At 41.3% G+C, this 26,840-nt stretch carries 13 protein-coding genes; all 13 read right to left on the bottom strand.

Annotated features, from left to right (window positions below; genetic code table 11):
• Positions 1 to 12 precede the first annotated feature (12 nt).
• The 13 genes from HH214_RS04705 to HH214_RS04765 all read right to left on the bottom strand — a co-directional run bounded on the left by HH214_RS04705 (position 13) and on the right by HH214_RS04765 (position 26,831).
• A complete protein-coding gene (locus HH214_RS04705; RefSeq protein WP_211166307.1) occupies positions 13 to 852 on the bottom strand; it encodes a hypothetical protein in 840 nt (279 codons plus the stop codon).
• Between the two features lie 212 nt (positions 853 to 1,064).
• Entirely contained in the window at positions 1,065 to 2,615 is a 1,551-nt protein-coding gene (locus HH214_RS04710; protein ID WP_169606244.1) for a DUF5689 domain-containing protein, read from the bottom strand.
• Positions 2,616 to 2,640: 25 nt separating this feature from the next.
• Complete coding sequence (locus HH214_RS04715) at positions 2,641 to 4,032, bottom strand: SusD/RagB family nutrient-binding outer membrane lipoprotein (RefSeq protein ID WP_248282202.1); 1,392 nt, start codon at positions 4,030 to 4,032, stop codon at positions 2,641 to 2,643.
• A gap of 58 nt (positions 4,033 to 4,090) precedes the next feature.
• Positions 4,091 to 7,546: a SusC/RagA family TonB-linked outer membrane protein gene (locus tag HH214_RS04720; RefSeq protein ID WP_248282203.1), complete on the bottom strand. Its 3,456-nt coding sequence runs from the start codon at positions 7,544 to 7,546 to the stop codon at positions 4,091 to 4,093.
• Positions 7,547 to 7,552: 6 nt separating this feature from the next.
• On the bottom strand, positions 7,553 to 8,521 hold the full coding sequence (locus tag HH214_RS04725) for a FecR family protein (RefSeq protein ID WP_169606245.1): 969 nt from the start codon (positions 8,519 to 8,521) through the stop codon (positions 7,553 to 7,555).
• A gap of 141 nt (positions 8,522 to 8,662) precedes the next feature.
• Positions 8,663 to 10,156: a calcineurin-like phosphoesterase C-terminal domain-containing protein gene (locus tag HH214_RS04730; protein ID WP_169606246.1), complete on the bottom strand. Its 1,494-nt coding sequence runs from the start codon at positions 10,154 to 10,156 to the stop codon at positions 8,663 to 8,665.
• 69 nt (positions 10,157 to 10,225) lie between these two features.
• A complete protein-coding gene (locus HH214_RS04735; RefSeq protein ID WP_169606247.1) occupies positions 10,226 to 10,789 on the bottom strand; it encodes a sigma-70 family RNA polymerase sigma factor in 564 nt (187 codons plus the stop codon).
• Positions 10,790 to 10,956: 167 nt separating this feature from the next.
• A complete protein-coding gene (locus HH214_RS04740; protein WP_169606248.1) occupies positions 10,957 to 11,667 on the bottom strand; it encodes a hypothetical protein in 711 nt (236 codons plus the stop codon).
• Complete coding sequence (locus HH214_RS04745) at positions 11,664 to 14,255, bottom strand: MBG domain-containing protein (RefSeq protein WP_169606249.1); 2,592 nt, start codon at positions 14,253 to 14,255, stop codon at positions 11,664 to 11,666. Before HH214_RS04745 ends, HH214_RS04740 begins: the two co-directional genes overlap by 4 nt.
• The gene (locus HH214_RS04750) at positions 14,231 to 21,175 is read right to left on the bottom strand and encodes an NHL domain-containing protein (RefSeq protein WP_169606250.1); all 6,945 of its coding nucleotides are present in this window, start codon (positions 21,173 to 21,175) and stop codon (positions 14,231 to 14,233) included. The genes HH214_RS04745 and HH214_RS04750 overlap by 25 nt, the downstream gene beginning before the upstream one ends.
• A gap of 362 nt (positions 21,176 to 21,537) precedes the next feature.
• Positions 21,538 to 23,970, bottom strand: a complete 2,433-nt coding sequence (locus tag HH214_RS04755) for a glycoside hydrolase family 31 protein (RefSeq protein ID WP_169606251.1) — start codon at positions 23,968 to 23,970, stop codon at positions 21,538 to 21,540.
• Entirely contained in the window at positions 23,970 to 25,112 is a 1,143-nt protein-coding gene (locus tag HH214_RS04760) for a glycoside hydrolase family 88/105 protein (RefSeq protein WP_169606252.1), read from the bottom strand. Before HH214_RS04760 ends, HH214_RS04755 begins: the two co-directional genes overlap by 1 nt.
• A 321-nt stretch (positions 25,113 to 25,433) precedes the next feature.
• Positions 25,434 to 26,831 carry a glycoside hydrolase family 28 protein gene (locus HH214_RS04765; protein ID WP_169606253.1) on the bottom strand — a complete coding sequence of 466 codons (1,398 nt, stop codon included), beginning with the start codon at positions 26,829 to 26,831 and terminating at the stop codon, positions 25,434 to 25,436.
• Positions 26,832 to 26,840: the final 9 nt, after the last annotated feature.

A 26,840-nucleotide genomic window follows, 5' to 3' on the forward strand; every position in this document is an offset into this window, starting at 1 on the left:
CTTTAACACTGTTTAATGCAGATTAAAATTAACTGCCGCTCTTAAAGTAAATCCGTTTTGTGCAGCCGGTGTACCCACATCGCGGATAGCGTCGGAAGGTACTACCTGGCTGTGGGTAGCATAAAATACAGGTCCGCCACAAACGGAAAAAGAGAACCTGGAATAAGCCGGCACCAGATTTAACGACGGGCCAATCAACAACTTAGCGCCACCTTCTGCCTCGTCAGCTTCCCAAAAGCCTTCCAGGTCTTCACCCACCGCCTCTAACCCGCCATATAGCGTACCCACCAACCGATGATGGAAGCCTATGCTACTTACTAAATCAATATCGTCCCGATTGCTGGCAAATGCTTTTTCAAAACGTGCATTGCCAATAAAGCGCCACGAAGCAGCATCAAAAGAGGTAGTAATGCGGCTAAAAATAGCTTTTACATTCGACCAATCTCGGCTTACCCCAAAACTTAAACCTACACGAGGACCGAAAATCTGTTTGCCACCAATAAAATCACGCATGACCTCAGCTTGCTGTGCGCTGGCAGCATTTCCTGAACGTGAAAACCCCAATGCAGCATTGGCATACAAGGTAAACCGATCACCCATATATCCTTTCAAAGCAAATTGCTGGGTAGTACCATCATAACCAAATGGCCCGGCAACGCGCTCTCCGCAACTTCCCGAATAGTTCAGGTTCCAAAACGGTGCACTTGCAGTTAAAGTGTTTACCGAAAATAAAAAAGGCTGTGCAGCCTCGCTTGCTGGTATAGCATAGCTGGTTTTAGGAGCAACAGTTTGCGCCTGCATGGTTATGCTTGCCAAAACAGCTATTATAAACGTACCAATGTTTATTCTCATGATAAATCGTGCACTTGGGTAATGAGCAGCGTATCGGTAAAAGTGGAAAGTACATGTTACGGAATTGTTATAACCAGGTTAACCTTTACTCCTTTACTATACAGTAGTATAATTTTTACAAATGCAATAAATACCACAAAGCCGTAAAGCCAGCACCTTAGGGCATTGGCTTCACGGCTTTGTGAATATATCTGATTGCGCGATGTATAACTTTATTTTACAGTAGTCACATCGCTCCCTGTTTCAATATCAGTCAACGCTGATGTAGATGAAAGGGTTAAAAAAGTATATTTTCTGGCTGTAGTCCAGTTTTTTGTAGTGGCATCAAAGGCCCCACCCAGTTTTACAAAGATACCGGCATCTGCAGGCGTACTATGTGGAATTACATAGGTATTGGAACCCTGGTAAGCGAACGGCTGTGCTCCATTAGTAGTTGGGTCAACCGGATGATAATGATCATTGTCGGGTATGCGATAACCTTTATTGGTTGTAGCATTGTAAATGGTAGTTGCTCCTGTGCCACCAAAAAACACCACATCAACTGGTATCGAAGCTTCAGTAACACTGGTACCGGCAAATATGGCAATACCACCAGCGTTACCACTATTCGGCAATAAACCGGAGCTCATGCTACCAAAGCCGTCACCATCATTAGTTACGTAAGCGATAGATCGTATCCACTTAGCTGAGCTAATATCTGTTGTATTAGGCCCGTTAATTTTTTTGTTGCTACCGCCTACATAAAAGAAGTCGCCTTTGTTTACTACACCTGTGGTCAGATTAAACTTGTAAGTTCGGCCACCGCCGGTTGCCCATCCGGCACCAGGCGCATCGCCAGCGTTAGGGGTTGCCGTGCCCGCATTAGTACAGGTTACTACCGCCATGGGCGTTTTTGAAAAATCAATGGTGCGGGTAGCTCTGAACTGGAAGTACTCATAATTACCATCGGCACCTTTAGTATCGTTGATATAGCCGGTAATAACTACCGGAGCTTTACCCAAATCAGTCGGATCAATCGGTACCGTTTTGTTGGTGATATCGGCACCCGTACGTGGCCACACCTGTAAAATAGCATTGCCTGTTGCATCCTGATTAACTAACAAAATGCCAGCAAAGGTAGCGCTGCTAGGTAAAGCCGCCTTAGCAAAACTTGCTGCAGCTTCGGTATGTAACACAACACTATCCGCACCATTTACCAGGTATCTTTCACCCGCAACAGTATCACCAACTTTAGGTGCAGGTGATACTGTTGCTGATTTGATTTGCACCAAAGTATTTTCATAAGAATCAGGATTACTTTTAATAGTATAGCTGGATACCGCTTGTACAGTAACCGTATTGGCCGATGATATTTTATGAATATTAGCTTCTGTTAAGCCGGTAAGTTGCATAGCGCCACTTACTTTTTTTAATACAGCACCTTCCACATCAATCATCAGCGAATCACCAGAATGATAGCTAGCCGCTTTGTCGCCCAACGGAATAGAAATTCCACGTATTACTTGTCTTCTGAAGTTTTGCAACACAACAATACCCTGCGGTACGTTGCCTGAATCTGGGTTAGAAATTACGATGCCTACAATTTGATGAGCCCCCTGCATGTTTTCCTTTGTTAAGGTTACATCGGTGCCTTTGTACAAACTACGCATATCGCTTACGGCTATAATTGGACTTAAAGCACCTTCGGCAAAATCATGTTTTTTACACGCACTAATTACTGCCAGTAGCAACACCAATAGGATTGGGTATATTTTTGTTTTCATAAAAAGTTATTCAAAATGTTGGTAATTATGGTTTTTGCCACCATACCTGTGTGCTGATTACATCTGGTCCTTGCAAGGCTACAGCGGCGTTGTAGTTTACCGCATTGGTTGATTGTATGTAAACTGGGTAATTTAAACGAGCCGGCATTATACCATTGTTCCTTAAACCTGCTCCCTTAGGTAAATAAGGGTGTCCGGTACGGCGATACTCAAACCAAGATTCCAGATCCGTAAAAAACAGTGTGTAGTATTTTTGCAGGTGAATAAGTTCCATTTTCTGTTCTAAAGAATAACTATCGTTCCACTTAATCAGCTGAAAGCCCAGGTATCCGGTAGGTGGCGTATAGCCCCACAAGGTAATGGCATTAGTGGCTCCTGTTTCGTAGTAGCTTTGTGCCGATTTAGAAGTAATCCAGCCTTTAGCGGCTGCTTCGGCCAGAGCAAATTGCAACTCGGGATAATTTAAGATATTACCTAACAAAGCTTCAGGCTGCAATGAAGTAGGCAGGGTTGATTTGCCTTCGGGTGCCTGCCCTACCGGATATCCGCTTGGAATACCTGCATAATCGCCCTGATATTGGGTAGCCCACTTACCAATGCGCGGATCGCTCCAGTCATTCAAATTATCCACAAAAAAGCTGGTTAACTTAGGCGTGTACCAGTCGGCATTACGTAGGGTAGCAAAAGGAGATACATAAGGAGCTGTACCTGTCCATTTTAATATAGCTGATTCAGCATTACTGGTCATGATCGGATAAGTAGACGGGCTAGTATCCACCATTTGTTTGATTTTAGCCGGGGCATTCATCTCCGCTTTTGCTGATACACGAAGTAGCAAGCGCAGATATAATGAATTTCCAAACTTGCGCCAGTTAGCTGCATTACCCTGGTAAATCGGGTCACTTGAGGATAGTACATTAGCACTGCCGGTTAATAATTTGTTGGCTTGCTCCAGTTTGTTGAAAATATCGGTATAAATATCTTTCTGCTTATCAAACGCAGGTGTGAAGTTGCCATCTTTGGCCTGGCTGGCATTGAAGTAAGGCACATCGCCGTAAGTGTCTGTTAACATGGAAAACACCCAAGCCTGGCAAATAAGTGCGATACCCTGATAAGTTGGACTTAAGGTAGCCACTCCGCCAGTGTACACATCATTGAAATTAGGTAGTTGCAAATACCAGCTGTTCCATAAATAGTCGGCTTGTGAAGGCAAAATATCATACCTGAATATTTTACCTTCGGTATCACCCTGATCAATGGTTACCTGCATAAGTTCATTAGTAATGGTACGGCTACGGCTCATATTAGCCGACACTACGTTCGTAATAGCCGGAGCCAATAACGCCTGTGGCAAGGCATGATCGCTGGTGTTAGGATTAGTGTTGATTTCCTGAAAATTTTTTTTGCACGAGCTCATGGAAACAGCCGCTATCAACACTAGTAAACTATAAATATACTTTTTCATCATTATTTGATTAAATGCCTACGGTTAGGTTAAAGCCAAAGGTTCGGGTAGAAGGAAGTTGCCCCAGTTCAAAACCTTGAGTAACATAAGATGTGCCTTGAGCGCCGGGCGTTCCGTAATTATCACTAAGGGTACCAAATTCAGGATCGAAGGCTGGCCATTTGGTGAACATGAGCAAATCGCGGCCATAAACACCAACCGTTAAACGGGTTAGGCCTATTCGGCGTAGCTTTTTGGGTGTAAAGGTGTAATTAAAATGGACTTCACGCAGTTTAACAAAATCAGTTGAATAGGTAGTTCCTTCAACGTTATCACGACCGTAGTGCGTAGTATAATAGTTAGTTAAATCCTGAGCCACTACATCATTAGGCCGATAGGTACCATCAGCATTACGAATAACACCATTGCCTATTATACCATTATAGCGCCCGGGCAACGTGTTCTTGGTTTTACCTTGTTCAGCCAATACAGCTGAAGTTAGCGAATAGGCAACTGCACCAAATTGTGCATCAACCAAAATACCTAAACTGAAGTTTTTATACGTAAACTGGTTGTTTAAACTAGGTTTAAACTTCGGGTATATGTTGCCTATATACTGTAGATCGGTAGTTAGTAAAGGATACCCATTCTGGTAAATGATTTGTCCATCAGGCGCACACTGGTAACTACGACCATATAAATCGCCCATAGAACCGCCTACCATAGCGATGATAGAGCCCCGTCCACCCGGGCCTTGCTGAAGGGTTAAACTGGTTAAACTATCGGTTAGTGATTTTACTTTATTACGGTTAGCAGTAAAGGTTCCGTTGATGCTCCAAGTAAAGTTTCTGGTTTTAACAGGCGTACCATTGGCAGCAATCTCAATACCTTTATTCTGTACCGCACCGGCATTTACGTAGGCCGAATTAACACCCGACGAACGATCGACCGTGGCGGTTAATATCTGATCTTTAGTATTATTCTGATACAGAGCAATATCGAAACCTAACCGACTACCAAACAATCGCCATTCGGTACCTATTTCATAACTAGTGGTAAATAACGATTTCAGATTGGTATTGGCCAAAGTAGTAGGGTTGGCTAAGCCACCTGGAAAACTACTAATGGGCGAGTAAGAGTAGGCCGTGCGATAAGGGTCAGTTCCGCCACTACCTACCCCAGCGATTGATCCTCGTATTTTAGCATATGAAATACTTTTTGGCAAACTGAATATTTCAGATAAAATAGCACTGGCACTTACCGACGGATAAAAGAAAGAAACATTATCTGACGATGTTGGAGACGCCAGTACGCTGTTCCAATCGTTACGGCCGGTTACATCCACAAATAATTTGTCTTTATAACTGGCAGATAACACCCCATAAAAGCTATTGAGTGCATACTGGCTTTTGTAAGGCAATGCATTGAGTACACCAGCCTTATTAGCCAAGGTGTAAATCCCCGGATACAATAAAGAATCGGCACGCAATTCGTCACGATTGTAGCGATTTTTCAACATACTGCCACCGGCGGTTACAGTTACCGTTACATCTTTGCCGATTTTGTTATTGTAGCGCAGCAAAAAGTCGTTGGTAATTTCTTGTGAAAATGTGTTTTGTGTGCGGTACATACCCTTCAAAAACTTTTCGGTATCATACGGCCTTTGTATAGAAGTTTGCTGATAACCAAAATCAAGCGAGGTACGCACCATCAGGTTCAGGTGCTTGGTAAAATTGTAGGTAGCTTGTATGTTGCCCGTCAAACCGTTCCGATTCAATTTGTTTAACATTTCATAAGCAATCAAATACGGATTATCTGGGTAGCTACTGAAAGGATAGCTCTGCTTTACATTGGTTTGCCCTGGTAACCAATAATCTTTCAACCAATTGATATCAGCATTGGGTTCCCAAAACATATTCCAGTACATCAACGACTGATTATTATAACCCGTTGCCGGTAAGTTATCGCTGGTTTTGCTGGTGTAGTTAATGCGGGTAGATATTTGCAGCTTCTCACTTACCTTCTGATCAACTGCCAAGGCAACCGTATTACGTTTGTAACCCGTATTCGGAATAATCCAGGTGTTATTCACATTAGTGGCTGAGAAGCGTACCGATGTTTTTTCGGTACCGCCACTTAAGCTTACACTATTGGTAAACGTTCTTCCGGTATTGAAAAAATCTTTGCGTGCATTCGGATAAGTTACCCAAGGTGTACGGGTTGTGCCGCCGGTATGCGTAACCGGATCATACTGAAAAAAGCTTTGTCCGTTAAATTTAGGCCCCCAGGCCGAACTGGTACTGCGTGTACTGGCACCATCAGCCGTAGCACCAAACGAATAATAATTGGCGCCATCTGTACCCTGGCCATATTCATACTGGTAATCAGGCCAGCGGTTAATTTGCTCAAAAGCAGTATTGGAGTTGATAGTCACACTAATTTTGCCATCTTTAGATTTGCCCGACTTGGTCGTAATAATGATGGCTCCGTTAGCACCACGCTGCCCGTACAAGGCGGCTGCACCTGGGCCTTTCAGTACCGATACGCTTTCAATATCTTCGGGGTTGATGTCACTTAGTCCGCTGCCAAAATCAACCGGAGAATCTGAATCCAGATACCCACCGCTACCCGAACCTGTTGAGCGCCCGCTGCCATTATTAATGACTACACCATCTACCACAATCAAAGCTTCATTAGCACCGGTCAAGTTACTTTCACCGCGTAACACAATACGATTCGAGCCGGTTGGTCCGCCGTTAGAACGGATTATATTTAAACCTGCTACTTTTCCAGACAAGGCATCGGTCCAGTTGTTGGATAAGGCTTGGGTAAGCTGTTCACCCTTTACCACCGTAGTAGCATAGCCTAAGGCTTTCTCCTCACGTTTAATACCTAATGCAGTAACTACTACCTCATTCAATCCGGTATTGGATGCAGTTAATGACAGGGTGATACCTGCGGTATTCTTATCAAAAGTTACGCCCTGTTGCTCAAAGCCAATCATGGCAAAATTCACTTTGCTTCCGCGAGGTACTACGATAGAAAACTTACCACCAGCATTAGTTGAACCCAGAAATTTCTTGCTTGCATCCGTAATATTTACACCGGCTAAGGGCAACTTATCATCTGCTGATACTAGAGTACCACTGGCCGTAATCATATCCAGTTGTTTGATTACCAGATTACCATCCATGTTTCTGAGGCCCACTCCTGCCTGCTGTTGCAGGATGAGTATCAATTCATCAAAAGAAATATTTTCGGATGAAAGGGTTATGGTTTTAGCACGGTTTACACCAGCATCAAACGATACTTTATAACCATAACTGGTTTTAAGCCGATCAATAATGGCTTGCAGGGTTAACTGCCTCTGGTTAAAGTTAAGCTGTGTGTTTACACGACTTTGTGCCTGTATTCGCGAGGAGCCCGCCATTATCAGCGCAAAAAAGCATACTGCCAATAAATGCAGTAAAGTTTTCGAATAGTTCATTTTAAATTAGAAAAGTGTGAGCGTATGTGAGTTTTTATAGTGGTAGTGCAGACCAGTGGCATAGCTGATAGCTTGCAGTGTACTGCCAATGCCATCATCTTTAATTTCACCACTGAAGCGCGAAGCGTTGTGTGCCGAAGCTGATAGCGTAACCTGAACATTGTACCACCGTTGCAGCTTTTCAGCAATTTCAGTAGCATTGCTGTTATTGAAAATCAGGGTTTCGCTCTGGAGAGAACTAGCATCTTTTACAAGCACAGGTTGAATGGTGGCAACTGAACTATTGGCTGTAAAACTTAACTGCTGACCTGGCTTTAAAAGTTGTGTTCGGTTACGATATTTAACACCTACCAACCCAGTTGCCACTTTAACCTCAGCAGCAGCGGACTGGCGTGCATAAACGTTAAATGCAGTACCCAGCACAGTTACCGAAACCTTACTTCCGGTGTAAACAATGAAAGGTTTGTGGGGATTATGCTTTACCTTAAAGAAGGCTTCGCCTACTAAGTGTAACTCGCGCTTAGCTTTACCAAAATCACTATTATATGCTATATGGGTATTAGGCGCCAGATAAATCTGTGTACCATCAGGTAAGGTAACCTGCCCGCGTTGGTAAGCCGGTGTTTGTAAAGTAAAGTTTTCAAGCTTTGATTTTACAGGCGGCTGTTGAACATACAGCAAACCCAGTACAGACAAGAGCAGCAAGCTAGCTGCTAAACCAATGAAACGATAAGGCTTTATCGATTTTACTCTGTTATTGCTTGGCGAAACTTCCAGTATCCTGTCTACCAAACGTACCCATTGTTCATGAATATGTTCTTGCTTCAATGGGGCATTTAACTGTTCCTGCCGGCGACTTAGGTATTGTAATAAATGCTGATTTTCGGTTTGTGCCTGAAGCCAACGTTCTACCTGCTTGTATTCGGCAGCAGTAGCTTCTTTATTAATATACTTTAAAAGTATTTCCCAGTTCACGTGCTTTATTTTATAGAGAAGAGCAACATGAGCCGGTTTTCACCAAAAGAAATGATTAAGTATTTGTTAAGATTTTATTAAAGACCTTATGAATGCAAAAAGCCGGATACATTCCGGCTTTTTCATCAAAGTAGTACCTCTTTAAACGTCTATTTCCTGACTGTAATTTTTACCAAAGCGGTCGGTAGCAGTCACCTTAACTTTTTTTGCACCTGCTGATGGTGTGGCAAAAAACAGATGGTCCGTCAAAGTTGGATCAACAAACTTGTGTTTTTTAGGCAATTCAGGCCCTTCGTACAATTCCAAGGCCCAAGGGTCAAATTCAGCTTTTTGCTGCATAGTACCTTTTAAAGCACCATCTTCATACCACTGTATTTTCCATTGCGGGTCCCAGTTCCATACATTGGCTACTACAGCATCGGGCGCATTTTTAAGTCGCCCTTTTTCATACACTTTCAACTGGTAATCTTTAGGCTTTCCTGTTGATTTATAGTACCATTGTACTTCATCACCATTTACTTCGTACACAGCGTAACCTTCGGGTGTACCATCACTGCAGATGGGTCCTGTCCACCAGGCACCGCATACTGTACCATGTACGTGCTCTATCATATTATCACGTTCCCATTTTTCGTTCATGTGCGTATGGCCAGACATGATGTGAACTTTGTAAGGAGCTAGTATTTTATACAATTGCTCGCGGTTAGATACTACACCACCCAGTTCTTCTTCCTTCTCTTTGTTCCGGCGCTGACTGCCAGTGTTAGTCGGTATATGTAACGATACAATTACGGTACTACCTGGCTTTACGTATGCTAAATCCTGCTCCAGCCATTGCAACTGTGTTTCGGTAATATAACCAATATATTTTTTGGCTGTTCCGATGAAGAAAACATCATCCAGCACTACATAATGAACATTACCACGATTGTAGGAATAGTAAGTAGGCCCGAAATTGCTTTTGAAGGTTTTGGCTGAGTAATCATCGGTGCGCGCATCCAGGTCCATGTCATGATTACCAATAAGGTTAAAAAACGGTATGCCACTAATTTCTACCGCATGCTTATAATCATCGAGGAGTTCAAAATGATCCCAAACCAAATCGCCACAGCCTACTGCATGAATGGGTGTACCTGCCGGGTATGATTTAGCTAAATCGCGCAGGTCGGGTGCGGCTTGCTCTACTAAAACAGCTGCATCCTTTTTAGAGATTATTTGCGGATCGGACCATACAATGAACACATGTTTATTATCACTTGTACTCAGTTTTTCTAATTGAAAATCGGCATTAAAAATACCTTGCTGCTTATCAATGCGTTTAAAAAACTGCACTAACCCATTTTGTTGCGAAAAAGCGTAACCTGCCGGCAAACTGATATAAACAAACTCAGCTGTTTTATTACTTAACAAGCTATAATGCCCGTTGCTGTCGGTTTGGGTAATGTTAATACCATCTGTTACAGCTACTCCTTTAATCCCTTTTCCATTGTAGTGCACCCGGCCTTTGAGGGTGAGATTGGTTAAATCCTGCTTTTCGGTATGTGTTTCGGGTGCTGCTTGCAATAGGCTGCCAGGTATGGCTATAGCAGCACTCGTAAATCCTAGTTCTTTAATAAAGTTTCGTCTGTTGGTCATAGTATGGCTATGCTGAAATATAGTTTTACTCAAGAGTAATAGCACAGCCTTTTACACCAAAAGAAATTATTACATTATTGTAAACAATAGGTTAAGCACCATTAAACCACCTGCTACCGTAGCCTTATCCAAACGGCTATGATGAATAGCATGCCCCAGTTGTTCAATAGCTTCACGCATATTATACTCTACCTTTTTTTCTGTAATATCCAGTACTCTGGCAATCTCCTGATTCTTCAAGCCCAATAGTCTCAACTCAATCATTTCCTTGCGTAAAGGAGATAGTTGGTTAATCAAGCTTTCAACTATTTTTATGGATTGCTTGACAACGATCTTTTCTAAAGGATTATAAATGTCGGCAGGTACATTAAATGTATCTTCTGATAATTGTAAAGACCTATTGGATAAAGTTACCATTTTCAAGGCACCATTACGGGCAGCACGAAATAAGTAAGGTTTAATGTGATTAATCTGAAGCTGATCCTTTTGTTGCCATAAATGCAGAAAAAGATCAGAAATCACATCTTTTGATTGTTCCTGATCTTTTACTATGGAGTTTACGTAACTAAGTAAAGGCGTATAGTTCTCTTTGAATATAACTTCTACCCTATCCAATGTCACTGGTTGAGACATGCTTGCTGATTCCATCGTACCAGCAAAATAAGCCTAGTTATGTTTATTTTAAGATAGATTAAGGTTAACCTTATATTAAGTAAACCAAACTAAGCAGCTTACAGAGTAACGCTTTTATTACATGTTATTGAAAATATCTTTAAACTTAGGCTTTCAAGGGTACTAACTTACTTCACCGTAAATGTATAAGTGGCCGATTGCGAGGTATTGCCTTTGCTATCTTTAGTAACTACCTTCCAGTAATAAATAGTGCCCGAAGTTACCACTATATTACCAATAATGGTATCAGACACATTACTTTTTAACAAGTTGGGGCTTGCTTTAATATCCAGATACACGTCATATCCTACAATGTCGTTGTCAACGTCGCTACCACTCCAAGTCAAGGTGATTTTACCATCCGTTGCAGTTATACTACTATTCAGGCTAGGGCTAACCAGTTCAGCCGGAAAAGGTGCATAACTTAGAGTTCCAAGGCCAGAATTATAAAACTTCCAGGTGTCACTTTGCGCAGTTGAGGTACTCTTAGTTGATTTGGATTTCACCGACCATGAGTAAGGCGCATTACGTTGCAATGTCATGTCCAGTTGCGTATTATTTGTTGTTTGCGTACTGCTACTTCCAGTTTCCAGATTTTTTAAACTCACTTCATAAGTATCCGTGTTAGCTGCACTATTCCACTTTAAGGTAACTGTACTTTGCGATGCGGAAATAACTGTACCTTGCTGACGTAGCTCATTCTGTATAGGCGAGATCAAAACGGCTTTTTCGGGTACTGCAACAACAATAGGTTCGGGATTATCCTTACCGCCTCCTCCACTGCACCCATATCCGGTCAATAAGGTCATTATGCTTATTGTAGCTAATATTCTTTTCATTGTTTAATAATCTTGTAAACGGTTTCTTTTCCATCCATCATCAAGTGCAGCGAATATATGCCCAGCATTAATCTGGATACATCTAAACTGATTACCCCTGATTGATTATTGAATTGTGCTGCCGACTGTAATGAACCATTCGCTACATTGTAAATTTTCACTGCACAGTTGGCTACTGTATTTTCACCCAGATTAATGTAAAGCACGTTCTGGAAAGGATTTGGATAAGGTGTTGTGTTATCAGATGGATTGATGATTTGTTCGATAATGCCCTGACATGGCTTGTCGGTACTTACAGATATTTTGTTATTTCCTTTATCTAATGGTAAGGTTAGTGAACTGTTAGATGTTCTGTACACAGTACCGTTCAGTTGCACAGTATATGATGAGCTACCATTCAAAATTAAATTAATAGTGTTAGTTAGCTTGTTAACGGTTGAATAAACAGTTAAATCTTTAGGCTCAGTAATGGTTAGATTAAAACATTGCTGGTAAGCATTCAAAGCCGCGTTCGTGATACATACATTATACGTTCCAGGTGATAGTTTATCAATACTTAAATCTGTGTTAAATGAGTAAGATTTATTATTTCCATTTCCGGTTAATATGGCTGTGTAAGCAGCAGTTTGTATGGCATTGATATTAATTATACCATTATTTTCACCTTTACAGGTAACACTAGTAGCCGATACTTTGAAGTTGGTAACAGCAGGCATAATGGTAAGCGTACCGTTATGGTAAACAAAGCTGTAGTTGTTAGCACTTGCTCCACTTGGCACCAGGCTGTATGTACCAGCATCGCTGGTTGCGGTAGCCGTTGTAGTTACTGATGGCAACGTTGCTAACTGGCTAACATCATCATTATTTACAAAACCGCTATAGCCTACTGTAAAGTCAGGGTCGGACTTACCATAAGCACGCGTTTGATCGTTAGCTGTTACTATAAGCTCTTTTTTAGCTATAGTTAAGCTTTGTGTAACATCTGCGGTTCCGATTTGTGAGGCTGTAACATTCACGGTTCCAGCTCCCATAATATGCAAATTACCGTTTACAATAGTGGCTACTTGGGTATTATCAGCAACGTAGGTAATTGGTGCAGCAGCATTATCGCTCTTTGCGGTTAATGCTATATCTGCATCTCCATACGTTGCTGGGAGCAGGGCAGCAAAGTTGATATTTGGATTAGTTACAGCAATATTAACTTTAGCCGAATTACTACCTGCAAGATTGTAAGCCGTTACTGTATAATCTTGAGCCGAGGTAAACGTAGTTGGTGTACCACTAATGGTACCAGTAGTGCCCTCAAAGCTTAAGCCCGCTGGTAAGGCTGGGTTGATTACATAACCACCTAACGTTATTTTTCTTAACCTGCGTTCTATTGTACTTCCATTATTAGGATAACTATCAATAACAAACAAGTTTCCAGAAATGTCTATTGTCAGTCCGTATGCACCTTTAAAACTTGCAGCTGTACCCACTCCATCTACATAGCTTGCGTTACCACTACCAACCAAAGTGCTAACTTTGCCATCTGGAGTAATCTTTCTAACGATGTGATAACTATTATCTACAACATACAAATTACCAAGTTGATCGATAGTCATGTCGTTAACAGAATAGTAAACTCCAGTTTTATAAACTCCTGATATTTTATCGACCAAAGTTGTTACCCCACCATCAGGTGTAATTTTTCTGATTGCATTAGTGTATCCCTCTGCTACATATACATTTCCGGCATTATCTACAGTGATAGCTTGAGGATTATTAAAATTAGCTGCACTGCCAACTCCATCTGCATCAGCACCTGTGTTAGTTGAGTTGCCAGCTAATGCACTCATTATACCTGATGATGTTACTTTCCAGATAATTTTATTACCTGGGTCACTTACATAAACATTACCATTTTTATCCACAGTAATAGCATGAACAATTTTAAATTTAGCGACTCCGTTTACAACTGTCCCGTAACTTTCAGTTAACTTAGTTATTGCCCCTGCTGGCGTAATTTTCTGAATAGAGTAGCTTCCAGCAGCTACATAGATATTATTAGATGGATCAATAGCAATGTCTAATAAGTTATTGATTGAAGCAAAAGTAGAAACTGCACCATTAGGTGTAATTTTCTTAATTGCATTTCCGGTGTTATCTATTGCATAAAAGTTACCATAAGTATCAACAACCATGTTACCTATATTATCTAGGTTTACTGTTGTATTAGTCATAAAAGTACTTACCTCACCATACGAGTTAGCAGGTATTGTACCACCTGTATTAGCTGGCACTAATGGCGTTATGACTTTATTTACAACATATTGCTGTGGAATATTGTAAGCAATATTAGGTAAGCTTAGTGCCTTTACACCTATACTAACGGTTGTGGTACTGGTACCAGCATAGTTGTTTGCAGTAATGGTATAGTTAGCCGCCGGAGTAATAATAGTTGGTGTACCACTAATAGTTCCTGTTGCACTGTCAAAGTTTAAACCTGCTGGCAGTGCCGGAGTTATAGTATAACCACTTACAGATACTTTCCTAATTAAATGAGATGCGTTATCTGCTACAATCACATTACAGTCTGATCCAAACATAATAATGCAGGAAAGTAAAACGAGGCAGCATTACCAACACCATCTTTTGTTCCTTCTTGACCGTTACCAGCAATGGTACTTACCACACCATCGGGAGTAATCATCCTTACATAATTATTCAACTCAGTTATAAAAAGATTACCAGAAGCGTCAACAACTACACCTCTTGGATAGGCTAAACCGGCTGACGTACCGACGCCATCTACATGACTATAGGTTCCACTACCAGCAAAAACAGTAACTACGCCAGTTGCACTAACTTTACGTATTAAGTTGTTATAAGTATCAGCAACATAAAGGTTGCCTTTGATATCTGTGGCAATACCACTCAGACCGTTAAAGCTACTACTACCTGTATTATTAATTAACCCTGAACTACCATTACCAGTTACAGTAGTAACAGTACCATCTGGAGTTATTTTACGAATTTTTCCAGAACCTGAATCAGTAACGTATAAATTACCTGCCACATCTATTGTAATACCTGTTGGGTTATAGAAGCTTGCTGCTAGACCTACTCCATCTATTGATGTTGCGGCTCCATTACCAGCAAAAGTGGTAACTACACCTGCTAAGGTAATTTTACGTATTAAATTATTATTACCATCAGCTACATATAAGTTGCCAACATAATCACTTACTATGCCATTAGGAAAATTAAAGCTAGCGGCTGTACCTGTTCCATTAACGGCTCCTGTACTACCAGTACCTGCCAATGTAGTAACATTACCATTAGCATCAATTTTCCTAATCAGACTGTTATTTCTATCAGTTACATAAATATTACCCGAAACATCTGTTGTCACACCAAAAGGATAATAGAACGTAGCTGCACTAGCTAATCCATTTAATGAACCTGAACTGCCTGTACCAGCTACAGTGTTTACCTTTCCAAAGCTATTGGCAGGTATAACAGTACCATTATTGGTAGGTGTTATTGGCTTTATTGTTGTACCGGCGGTAAGTGCAGGAATACTGCTATAACTAATTTGCGGCGGTCCAATAAAAGTAAACCCATCTGCTGTAGCACTTCCATAAGCATTTGTTACACTAACACTACCTGATGTAGCCGTTGGTGCCGGAACAGCTATTATACTAGTTGGTGACAGCACAGTATATGACAATGCTGATACACCACCTATGCTAACACCAGTTACACCAGCAAAGCTTGTTCCGGTAAAAGTGATAACAGTACCTGCATTCGCTTTTGTTGGCAATATGCAGGCTATGGTTGGAGCTGTAGGTGGCACACCTACTTCAATATTCAGCTGTGCTGTACTGGTGCCAATCATATTGCTCGCAGTTATGGAATAGTTAACAGCAGCTGAGATAGTTGTTGGTGTGCCGCTGATGGTACCTAGACCATTTAAAGCTAAACCAGCTGGCAATGCAGGCGATACTGCATACCCTGTTAATGAAATTTTGCGGATGGCATTATTGCCTTTATCAGCTACATACAGGTTGCCTGCAGCATTAGCCAAAACGTTAACCGGATTATTAAAGCTAGCCTCTGTTCCTGTTCTGTTAACCAGAGCAGCAACACCAGTTCCAGCCAAAGTTGTTACTTCACCTGCTGGGGTAATTTTTCGAATTAAGTGATTGCCGGCATCAGCTACATAAATATTGCCGGTAAAATCTATAGTTATACCTGTTGGATTATTAAAGCTGGCTGCTGTACCTTTGCCATCAGCTTTACCAGTTAAACCAGATCCTGCCAAAGTTGATACAATACTCGCTGGTGTAATTTTACGAATTAAGTGGTTACTCTTATCAGCTATATAGAAGTTACCGTAATTATCAATAGCTACACTTTGCGGATAATTAAAGGTAGCTGCATTAGCTGGACCATTAGCTGCACCGGCACTACCTGTACCTGCAAAGGTTGATACTATACCATCTGTACTTATTTTACGAATTTTGTTATTATAACCATCAGCTATATACAAATTACCGGCATCATCGATAGCCATTCCTTGTGGATAATTGAAACTGGCATTTACAAGTTTGCCGTCATCTGATCCATAATTGGTATTATTAGTTAATGTGGTAACTACGCCTGTAGGAGTTATTTTTCTGATTTGATTATAGCTTTGATCAGACACATAAATATTTCCATCTTTATCTATAGTCATTCCTTGTATTGAACCAAAGCTGGCAGATGTACCCGTACCATTAGTATTACCGTATGCACCACTTCCAGCAAAGACAGTTACAACTCCTGCTGGCGTTATTTTATGGATTACGTAATTATCTGCCGAATACAAATTACCTGATGCATCCTGCACTACAGCAGATGGCTGATTAATGATTGATGAAGATGACGTTTCTGTACTGCCGGCAAAAGTAGTGGTTTGCCTATATAATGCCTCAGGAACAATACTTCCATTGTTGGTTACAGTTAATGGTGTTATAGCCACACCTGCTTGGTAGGTTTGTGGCCCTTTATAGGAAATATTAGGTGCACTATTAAAGGTAAAGCCCGTTAAACCATTATTACCATAGGCATTTGTTACCTTTACAGAAGTACCGGTTGAACCTGGTGCTACTATAGCTTTAATAATGGTTGGTGAAACTACATAGTAATTAGTTGCCGCAATCCCACCAATTTCCACAGCAGTAGCATCAGTAAAATTAGTTCCAGTTATAGTCAGAATATTACCAGTACCAGCAGCAACAGGGCTAAATGCAGTAACAGCTGGTGCCTGTTCCGGTATTTTTATTTCTATAGCAATATCACTATTACTTATGCCAGCTGTATTTATTCCACTAGCTGTGTAAGTGATTGCTGATGACGAAACTGTTGGTGTACCGCTAATAGTACCTGTAGCACCATCAAAATTTAACCCTTTGGGTAAAGCCGGCTTAATTGTGTAACCGGTAATAGCTACTTTACGAATAACGTTATGACCGGCATCTACTATAATTAAATTTCCTTGCCCATCAGCTACTAAACCAGCTGGGCTACTAAAGCCAGCTTCACTGCCAACACCATCTACCAGCTTGGTTCCACCCGAGCCTGCCAATGTAGAAACATCTCCAGTAGGTGTTATTTTACGGATTAGGTTATTGTATTGATCAGCCACATAAACGTTTCCATAACTATCACAACTTACCCCAGCAGGATGATTAAAGCTAGCAGTAGCACCGGCACCATCTACTTTACCTGATGTTGTACTACCGGCAAAAGTGGTAACCTCACCTGTTGGTGTAATTTTACGTATTTGGTTATTATAGCTATCAGCAACATATATGTTGCCTGAAGCATCGCAAGCAAGACCAAGTGGGCCATAAAAGCTGGCAGCAGTACCTTTACCGTTTGTTGATCCTGTATTTCCACCAGCAAGCGTTGTAACTACACCATCGGGCGTAATTTTCCGAATTTTATTGTAAAAAGCTTCTTCAGTAACATATAAATTCCCCAATCCATCTATAGATAATCCTATCGGACCTGCAAAGCTGGCAGCAGTTCCTACGCCATCAGTTGAATTGTAATTACCAGATCCCACGAATGTAGTAACTTTTCCCGCAGCTGTAATTTTGCGAATAACTCTATTGGACTGATCGGCTACATACAAATTACCGCCACCATCAATAGCTATACCTTGCGGACCATTAAAGCTAGCCGATGTACCTTGTCCATTAAACATACCCTGACTGCCACTACCAGCAAAAGTAGAAACCACGCCTGCAGGCGTAATTTTCCGGATTAGGTTATTGCCGGCATCAGTTACATAAACATTGCCATCAACATCAGCTACAGCATTTCGTACATTATTAAATGTTGCTGCAGTTCCAGCACCATTAGCATTTCCTGTTGCCCCACTACCTGCTAAAGTTGTAGTTTGTGAATAAGCAGTATTGGGTATAACGCTGCCACTATTATTGGGTATTAACTTATTAATAGCTGTACCAACTGTATAAGTTTGCGGTGTCGTATAACTGATAATAGGGCTAGAGGCAATGCTAAAGTCGGTATAGTTTGCTGAGCCATAAGAATTAGTTACTTTAATGTCTCCTGCTATAGTAGTATTCACAACAGCCGATAACTTATTAGGCGATATAATATTAAAAGGCACCGATGCTGCACCTATAGTTACTCCTGTTGATCCTAAAAAATTATTACCATTTATAATGATGGCACTACCCGATGCCGGCGATGAAGGCGTAACACTGCTGATTGTTGGTGCTACTGGTGGTATAGTAATAGCAATATTAATATTGCTATTACTATTACCCGCTAAGTTGGTAGCGGTTACAACATAATCTCTAGCTACTGATGGTTTAACAGGTATGCCGGTTATCGTTCCTGTATTATCCATTGTTAAGCCATCAGGTAAATCAGACGATATTGTGTAGCCAACTATATTAACTTTTTTAATTTTTTGTGCATACCGATCAGCAACATATAAATTACCTAAACCATCAATTGTAATACCCGATGCATAACTAAAATTAGCTGCACTACCTACCCCATCTGCCGAAGAAACAATAGAACTAGTTATATTTCCTGCTATAACGGTTAATGCACCATCTGATGCAATCTTTTGAACTACTGTTGTATTGGTGATGTATAAGTTGCCTGCTGCATCTGCCGTTAGGCTAATTGGCGCATTGGAGTATCCTGAAGAGATTATGCTTTTTACAATAGTACTCACTACACCATCAGGCGTTATTTTTCTAATATTACGGGTTCCATTGTCAGCAACATACAAGTTTCCAGAACCATCAATAGCTATACTTGAAGGATTAGAAAAACTCGCACTGGTACCTGTACCATCAACTGAACCATAGGTTCCCGAACCCGCAAAAGTAGTAACTATACCGGCTGGGGTTATTTTACGTATTAAATAATTACTTGCGTCAGCCACATACAAGTTACCGGATGCATCAGCAACAATACCCGAAGGATAATTGAAACCTGCACCTGTACCCGTTCCGTTGTTATTACCTTGATAACCTTTTCCGGCGAAGACAGAAACTACACCTGTCGATGTTACCTTACGGATTTGATGACTACCACTTTCAGCAACATACAAATTTCCTGCTGCATCAAAGGTTAAACCAGCAGGATTATTAAAACCTGTTGCAAAAGTACTTACTAGACCGTCAGGGGTTATTTTTCGAATATAATTATTACTTTGATCTGCCACATAAATATTACCACTGGCATCTTTAGCTAGCCCTGCGGGGTAATTAAAACTAGCAGCAGCTCCAATGCCATTACTCGAACCTACATTGCCACTGCCGGCAAAAGTAGATACCTGCCCATAAAACCCATTTGGCACATCACTACCACTACTGGTAGGCTTTAATGGTATTATTGTTGTTCCTGTGATATAACTTTGCGGACTTTCGTAGCTGATAGCGGGAGCTGCAACGCTAGTAAACCCGGTTAACGTAGCAGTACCATAAGAATTAGTAATGGTAATATTGCCTGACGTTGCCCCGCTTGGCACTGTTGCAACGATTGTTGTTGATGATTGGGCTGCAAACGTTGTGGCTGGTTTACCACCGATATTTACGGCTGTAACACCCAACAAATTAGTACCAGTGATAGTAAGTGTATAACCAATTGGGGCCGATGTTGGCGTAAATGCAATAGCAGTTGGGGCTACCGTCGGAATAACACTAGCAATGCTAATTTTTGCACTGCTGCTACCATAGGCATTTAGCCCAGTAATCGTGTAATTGGCAGCTGCAGAAACAACTGTGGGAGATCCATTTATGATTCCGGTTTGGTTATCAAAGCTTAGGCCCTGAGGCAAAGTTTGATCAATAGCATACCCGGTGATAGCTACAGCCCTGATAAGGTTATTGCTGTAATCGGCAACATAAAGCTTATCTCCCAAAACAGCAACCCCCATAGGCCGATAAAAACTTGCGCCCCCTCCTACTCCGTTAATATAACCTGCTGTGGTACTACCTGCTAATGTACTTACTACACCAGCAGGTGTAATCATCCGAATCATGTAATTCCACTGATCAGCCACATACAAATTTCCAGTTCCATCTATTGAAATGCCTGTTGGAGATGAAAAGTTAGCGGCTGTACCTGTACCATTGGCAAAGCCATATGTTCCAGAACCTGCTAAAGTGGTAACTACACCTGCAGGTGTAACTTTACGAATTTGGTTGCTTCCATTGTCGGCTACAAATAAATTACCATTACCATCAATAGCTATACCTGTAGGATAGTAGAAACTGGCACTGGTTCCGGTACCATTGATGCTGGCTGTACTACCAGAACCCGCAATTGTTGTTACTACGCCTGCCGGCGTAATTTTCCTGATTTTGCTTCCTAACTGTTCAGTTACAAAAAGATTGTTATTAGCATCAACAGTAATACCGTAAGGATAATATAAGCCCGCAGCTGTACCTGTACCATCAGCTGATACTGAATTACCATTACCAGCAAACGTACTTACTACACCCGCCGGTGTAACTTTACGAATACGGTTATTATATCGGTCAGCCACAAACAAGTTACCATTACCATCAACGGCAATACCACATGGATTATTAAAAAGGGCTGCTGTACCTGTACCATCGGCAAATCCGTTATAACTTCCACCAGCAATAGTACTCACTACACCAGCAGGCGTAATTTTCCGAATACGATTACTCCCTTGGTCAGTTACATAAATGTTTCCGTTTGCATCTGCAGCTATACCTGCCGGATTATAAAATCCTGCTCCGGTACTTGTTCCATCAGAAGAATATCCGGAACTATTACCAGCAAAGGTAGTAGTACTACCATAAGTAACTGTAGGGATAGTACCACCAGAATTAGTAGGTGAGATCGTTACATTGGTTCCAATAGTTAAGGTTTGCGGAGTTGTATAAAAAATTTTAGGAGCTGTTTGTGCTAAGGCCAGCACATAGTAAGCACAAATCAAACAGGTAAGTAAAAGTCGCTTCATTCAGTAATAAAGTTCAGGTTGATGCAAACACGATTTGTTGAAAAGATTTATTTAAACAACATATTTATTGTGCTTACACAAGTTAAAGTCAGACTAAAATAGGCCTATTTACTGATTTGCAGCTAAATAAGTTACAAAATGTGATGTATTTTTTTTATTACCATACAATATTTCTATATAGTTAAAGAATAGTTTCACAGAATGAAATTCACTTAATCTAATACTTAGCCGAGCCTTAGTTTGATTCTTTCATAAACATGCTTATTAAAAAAGGAAGCCCTCTTTTAAAAAGGACTTCGTACTGTCTTTGCTCAACTTCATTTATAAAGTAACCAACGTATAATTATTAATTTTAACTCTTCTTACATAGTACACTGTATTACTATATCCTGCTGGTTAGTGTATTTAGTTCTAACATACAGCACATGCATATCTTCATCGTAATACCAACCGGCACTGCCAGCTAAGTTTTGGGAAGATAGTTTGTTGAGACTCTCTCCATTCTCAGCTATAATTGTGGGCAGCTTACCCGTCCAATGTATTTTAGCTATATACTGATGCTTTTCTGGAACAAATGCTCCTACAGGTTTCGAAACACGAAGTGTAAAGACTTGTTTGCTGTTCGACAACTGTGTTATGTTAGTTATTGCATAGTTACCTTGCTGGTAGTTCAAGCTTAAGCCATCATCTTCATACAACTTAAAATTGCCTGATGGGCCAGGAAATATATCCAACGTAATTACATCAACAGGCTTTTCATTCATGTAGTTCATTTCGGGCTGCATCGGGATAATACTACCTGCTTTAACAAAAACGGGCAGTTGCAGCAAAGGGGTTAGAATATGAATATACTGTTTGCCGGTGTACTGCTCGCCAGTCCAATAGTTATACCAATTACCTTCGGGCAGGTAAATGATACGGGTTTGCGCCCCTTTTACCGTAACCGGGCATATCATTAGGTTATCGCCAAATAAATATTGATCGCCAATATCATAAACATTGGGGTTATGCTGATAATCCATTACCAAGGCGCGCATTAAAGGCACACCAGTTTGATATTGCTTAAAGGCAGCACTATAAATGTATGGCACCAACTGGTAACGTAATCTATCGTACATTTTAAAGTTTACCAATGCACTATCGCCATAGTTCCAGGGCTCTTTATAGCCAGGATGATCCATACCGAAAACCATAGCTATGGGGCTGAACATACCAAATTGCACCCAGCGGATATACAGCTCCGGATCGGCCTGATGTTCAAAGCCGCCCATGCAATGCCCCCAATAACCTACGCCCGATAAGCCAATGTTAATGCCAGCTTTAATAACCGGGGCAAAGTATTGCCATTCACTGGGCCAGTCGCCGGCGAATATGTAAGGGTACCGTTGTATGCCGGCATAGCCCTCCCGGGTTTGATTTAGTCCGCGAAAACCGTTAAACTGTTGAAATTTTAGAAATGGAGCTTTCGCGTAAGCTATAGGGAATACATTATGTAGCTTTTCCACGGTTTTACCAGTGGGCCCAACCTTCTCACTCTCGTTGGCTAATGCACCAAAAGCACTGCCCTCATCAGTTTTCAAAAACTTGGCACCTACTTCTCCTACCCGCATTACGCCATTACTCCACCACCAATCAACCGCTTTTTGATCAAAAAAATTAACAAACTCGCCAGGATGGTTACCTTCAGGATAAGTAAAACCTTTAGCCTGAGCTTGCTCCAGCAAGTTCAGATTTCTTGCATTATCAAAGCGCCCCCTAATGTGCAAACCTACCATTTTGTAATGCATGGCATACAAGCTATCAAACATACCTTTAGGGTTTTTAAAGGTTTCTCGCCACTCGAACGAGGTAGCGCCTTTACCACCGGTTTTGCCAAATAGCCGCCAGGTTGAATCCAAAAAAAGCAGATCAACCGGAATGCCCATTTCTCGCATCCTGCGAGCTAATGCAATCACATACCGGTCGGAAGTTTGCTCTTCATGCCCCCAGGTGCCGCCACTGTAGGTACCCATATGTAAACCAAAAGCAAAACGTGGTATTAACGGGGATTTTCCAGTTACTGATAAATAACTTTTCAGCACAGCAGGAAAATCAGGACCATAAATAAAATAGTAGTCCAGTTCCCCATCAACCGCTTTAAAGCTGTAGGTATTATCACTGCTATTGCCCATATCCCACTCGGTTGCAAATGAATTGTGCAGAAATATACCATATCCTTTGGTACTCATAAAAAAGGGTACCGGACAGTAATTAGCCTGGTTTATATCGTACGCCCCTAACTGGTTGTTTTTACTTTTACCCCGACCTACATTTAATTTCAGCAATTTATTACGCTGGTCGATGAAATCCATACGTTCACCAAATCCAAAAAAATGTTCGTCAGCTAATAGCTGCTTACTGCAACCTACGGTATCGCCTTTGCGCAGGTACCCGGCTTTATCTGCCGATATGAGCTGCCCGGTTAGAGTGAAAACATTGATTTTAAAAGGCGCCTGCGTAACTTTTACTTGTAGCTTAGCTGTAGTGAGCGTAGTAGTACCCTTTTGATTATTCGCTTTAACAGCTACTATAGGCCAATTGTATTGTTCCTGCATTAGGTGTTCATCCAGCTCAAAATTGCCATTACGGCTCACCCGTACCCTGAACATCACATCTGAACAAAACTCAAGCTTTACCTTTTCCGAACCTGTACTGAAAGTGAATACCTGGTTATCTTTCGTTTCTACTACTTTGGCTTGTCCGGTAATTTCAACAGCCAATAACAGTAGCAGGGCGATATAAAATCTTTTATACATTATTTACTTAATGAATAAATTTCGCTACCGGCCAGTAAAAAGCACCCTAAGCCATAATCTTCAAAATCAGGAACATTATCATAACTTACAGGTTGCCCATCTTTAGGTTCTTTGCCGGTTCCCTGCACATAGCCCAGCATACCATCCGGGTGCAAACAATCTTTCACCATAGCATTCCAAGCTTGGGTAACTACCGGTAGATACGTCTTTTTATTCAGCACATGATGATTAATACCCCAAGCTATGCCATAAGTAAACAGAGCCGTACCTGATAATTCTTTACCGCCAAAATGTGTTGAATCTTTCAGGCTTACATTCCAGTATCCATCATTACGTTGTAACGGGATGAGCGCATCAACCATCTCCTTATATGTTTTCAGGTATTCCTCACGGTGTGGTGCATCTTTAGGCATAATTTCCAGCACGCGCACCATTGCAGCTACTACCCAGCCATTCCCTCTCGACCAGTAACAGCTTTGTCCGTTAGGCTCCTTGTAAGGTGGAACAAAGTCCTTATCGCGCCACCATAAATGTTCAGTCGTGTTGTACAAACCATTACTACCATGACTGTTTTTAGAATAGCTATAGATGTCGTACATTTTTTCATAATAACGATTATCATGATACACCTCGCCTAATTGTGCATAAACTGGCATGGCCATTTGCAGGGCATCAATCCAGTTCCAATCATCCTTTTTATCGCTGTTCACCATATTGTCAATACTCTGCTTAATGCCTTTAATACGCTCGGGCTGCTTATCAAGCAAGTATAAATCAATGTACGTTTGGCCGCAGCACTGGTTATCAGCATTCCGGGTTTCTACTTTATCGCGGGGGTTCCATTGATGCTTAGTTCCCCAATATACCGCATAATCATAAAATTGTTGTTGCTTGTCAACTTTGTACAAAGCCATCAACCCTTCATAATATACAGCTCGCGTCCATAAGTTGCTAGTGCGGGTAACGCCTTTAACCGTTACGGGCATACCTGGATCAGGCCACTTTTTCATAAAGTATTCATTGGCCTGCTCCATAGCTTTTAGTACTTTAGCTTTAGATGGCAACTTTTGCTGTGCATTAGTAGATATAGCAACAGCCAACAACAGTAAACCTACGAGAGTACGGGTAACAAGTTTCTTCATCAATTTTATATTAGCCTTTGTGATAATTTCAGCGTTGCTCTAGCTTTGCCTACCTGCAAGCTTACCATTTTTGTACAGTAGCCTATTAGCTGCGTAACAAAGCTGGGTACCTACCGTAAGCCGGTAAAACATTAGCAATACTTTAACTTCAGTAATAATTGGTGACCGGAAAGCAGTGGAAAGAATCCGATTCGCTATGTTAAACAATAGGGCTAACTTCTGCATCCTGTAGTATCCTGCTCAGCAGACTCTTTCTAATAAAAGTATTTTTCAGTATAATTCATTATCAACAACATTATGTATCTTACTTCCGGCTTTAAGCTAATATGGTACTTTGAGCAGTGAATTATCTTTAGCTTTAATAGTTACCTGCTGCCACGTCCAGCCATTAGCTTGTTGAATATCCCCAGCAGTAGCTGCTTCAATGTCTACATTATTAAAGTGAAATCCTGTTAATGGCGATTGCTGCAAGCCGATAGCATTTACCGCTTTTTTAGCACCGTTAACTTTGACATTGCTGACGTAAACATCTTTAAAATGCGGAATGCCTCTCTCAGGAGGTTCAACCGGGTGCAACATTTTTTTCCAGTGTTCAGGCATGGTGGCTTCGTTATAACCTTCGGGCAACTTGGAATAGCTATAGCTTGGGTTCCAGTTCATGGTAATCTGAAAGGCGGTGCCTACCCCATTCATCGTGACATTTTGAAAGTGAATATCTTCGATAGTACCGCCACGCGTAGTAGCCGACTTGATATTTAACCCGTTACTGGTTCCGTTACTTACCAGATCGGTAGCCAGTACGTGCCTGATACCGCCCGAAGTTTCACTACCTAAAGTTACCAGCCCGGCCCCGGCGCGAGATATGCATTTACGAATTACCACGTATTCGGTAGGCTTATTTACCCGCAAGCCATCCCAATCACGACCAGCCTTCAAGCAGAAATCATCATCGTTACAATCTATATCGCAGTTTTGCACCAGTATATAAGTAGATGAATCAATATCTACCCCATCCGTACTAGGCCCATGCCCGCCAATATTGTTGCGTATGGTAATACCATCTACCGTAACATAGCTGGAGTACAGCAGTTGCACTGTCCAGAAACCAGCTTGCTGTAGGGTGATATTTTTAATGGTGATATTACTGGAATTAGATACCAGCAACGTGCGCGGACGCTGGGCATCATAATCTACAATCCAGCGTAAGCCTTTGGCATCATATTCTTTGCGCATGTTCCAGTACTTATCCCAAAACGGTTTGCCTTGTGCATTAACTAACCCTTTGCCCGTAATGGCAGCATTTTTTTGCCCTGCAATATTGATTAAAGCCGCCGGCCATTTCATCTCAATACCAGCCACTCGGGTATTTATTTCCGGATAATCAGCCAAGTTCTGACTACCCAATAAAGTTACCTGTTCAGGTATATCAAGCGTTACATTGCTTTTTACAAACAGCGAACCAGTCAGGTATTTGCCCGGCTTGAAAGTAACTATACCTCCGCCATTGGTCGCACAACGATCAATTGTTTTTTGTATAGCTTGCGTGTTTACGATTGTGCTATCATCAGCTTTAATGCCGTTATCATTCACATAATACAACTTAGTTTTTTCAGGAATAGCATGAGCACCTACTTTTTGCACCCAATCAGCCTTAAACTGTGCTTGTAAGCTTTGCGCCACTAAGCACCCCATTAAAAATAAGCCTATTGATAGTTTCATAATATTGTA

Origin of the sequence: Mucilaginibacter robiniae (assembly GCF_012849215.1) — a bacterium.
Classification (GTDB): Bacteria; Bacteroidota; Bacteroidia; order Sphingobacteriales; family Sphingobacteriaceae; genus Mucilaginibacter; species Mucilaginibacter robiniae.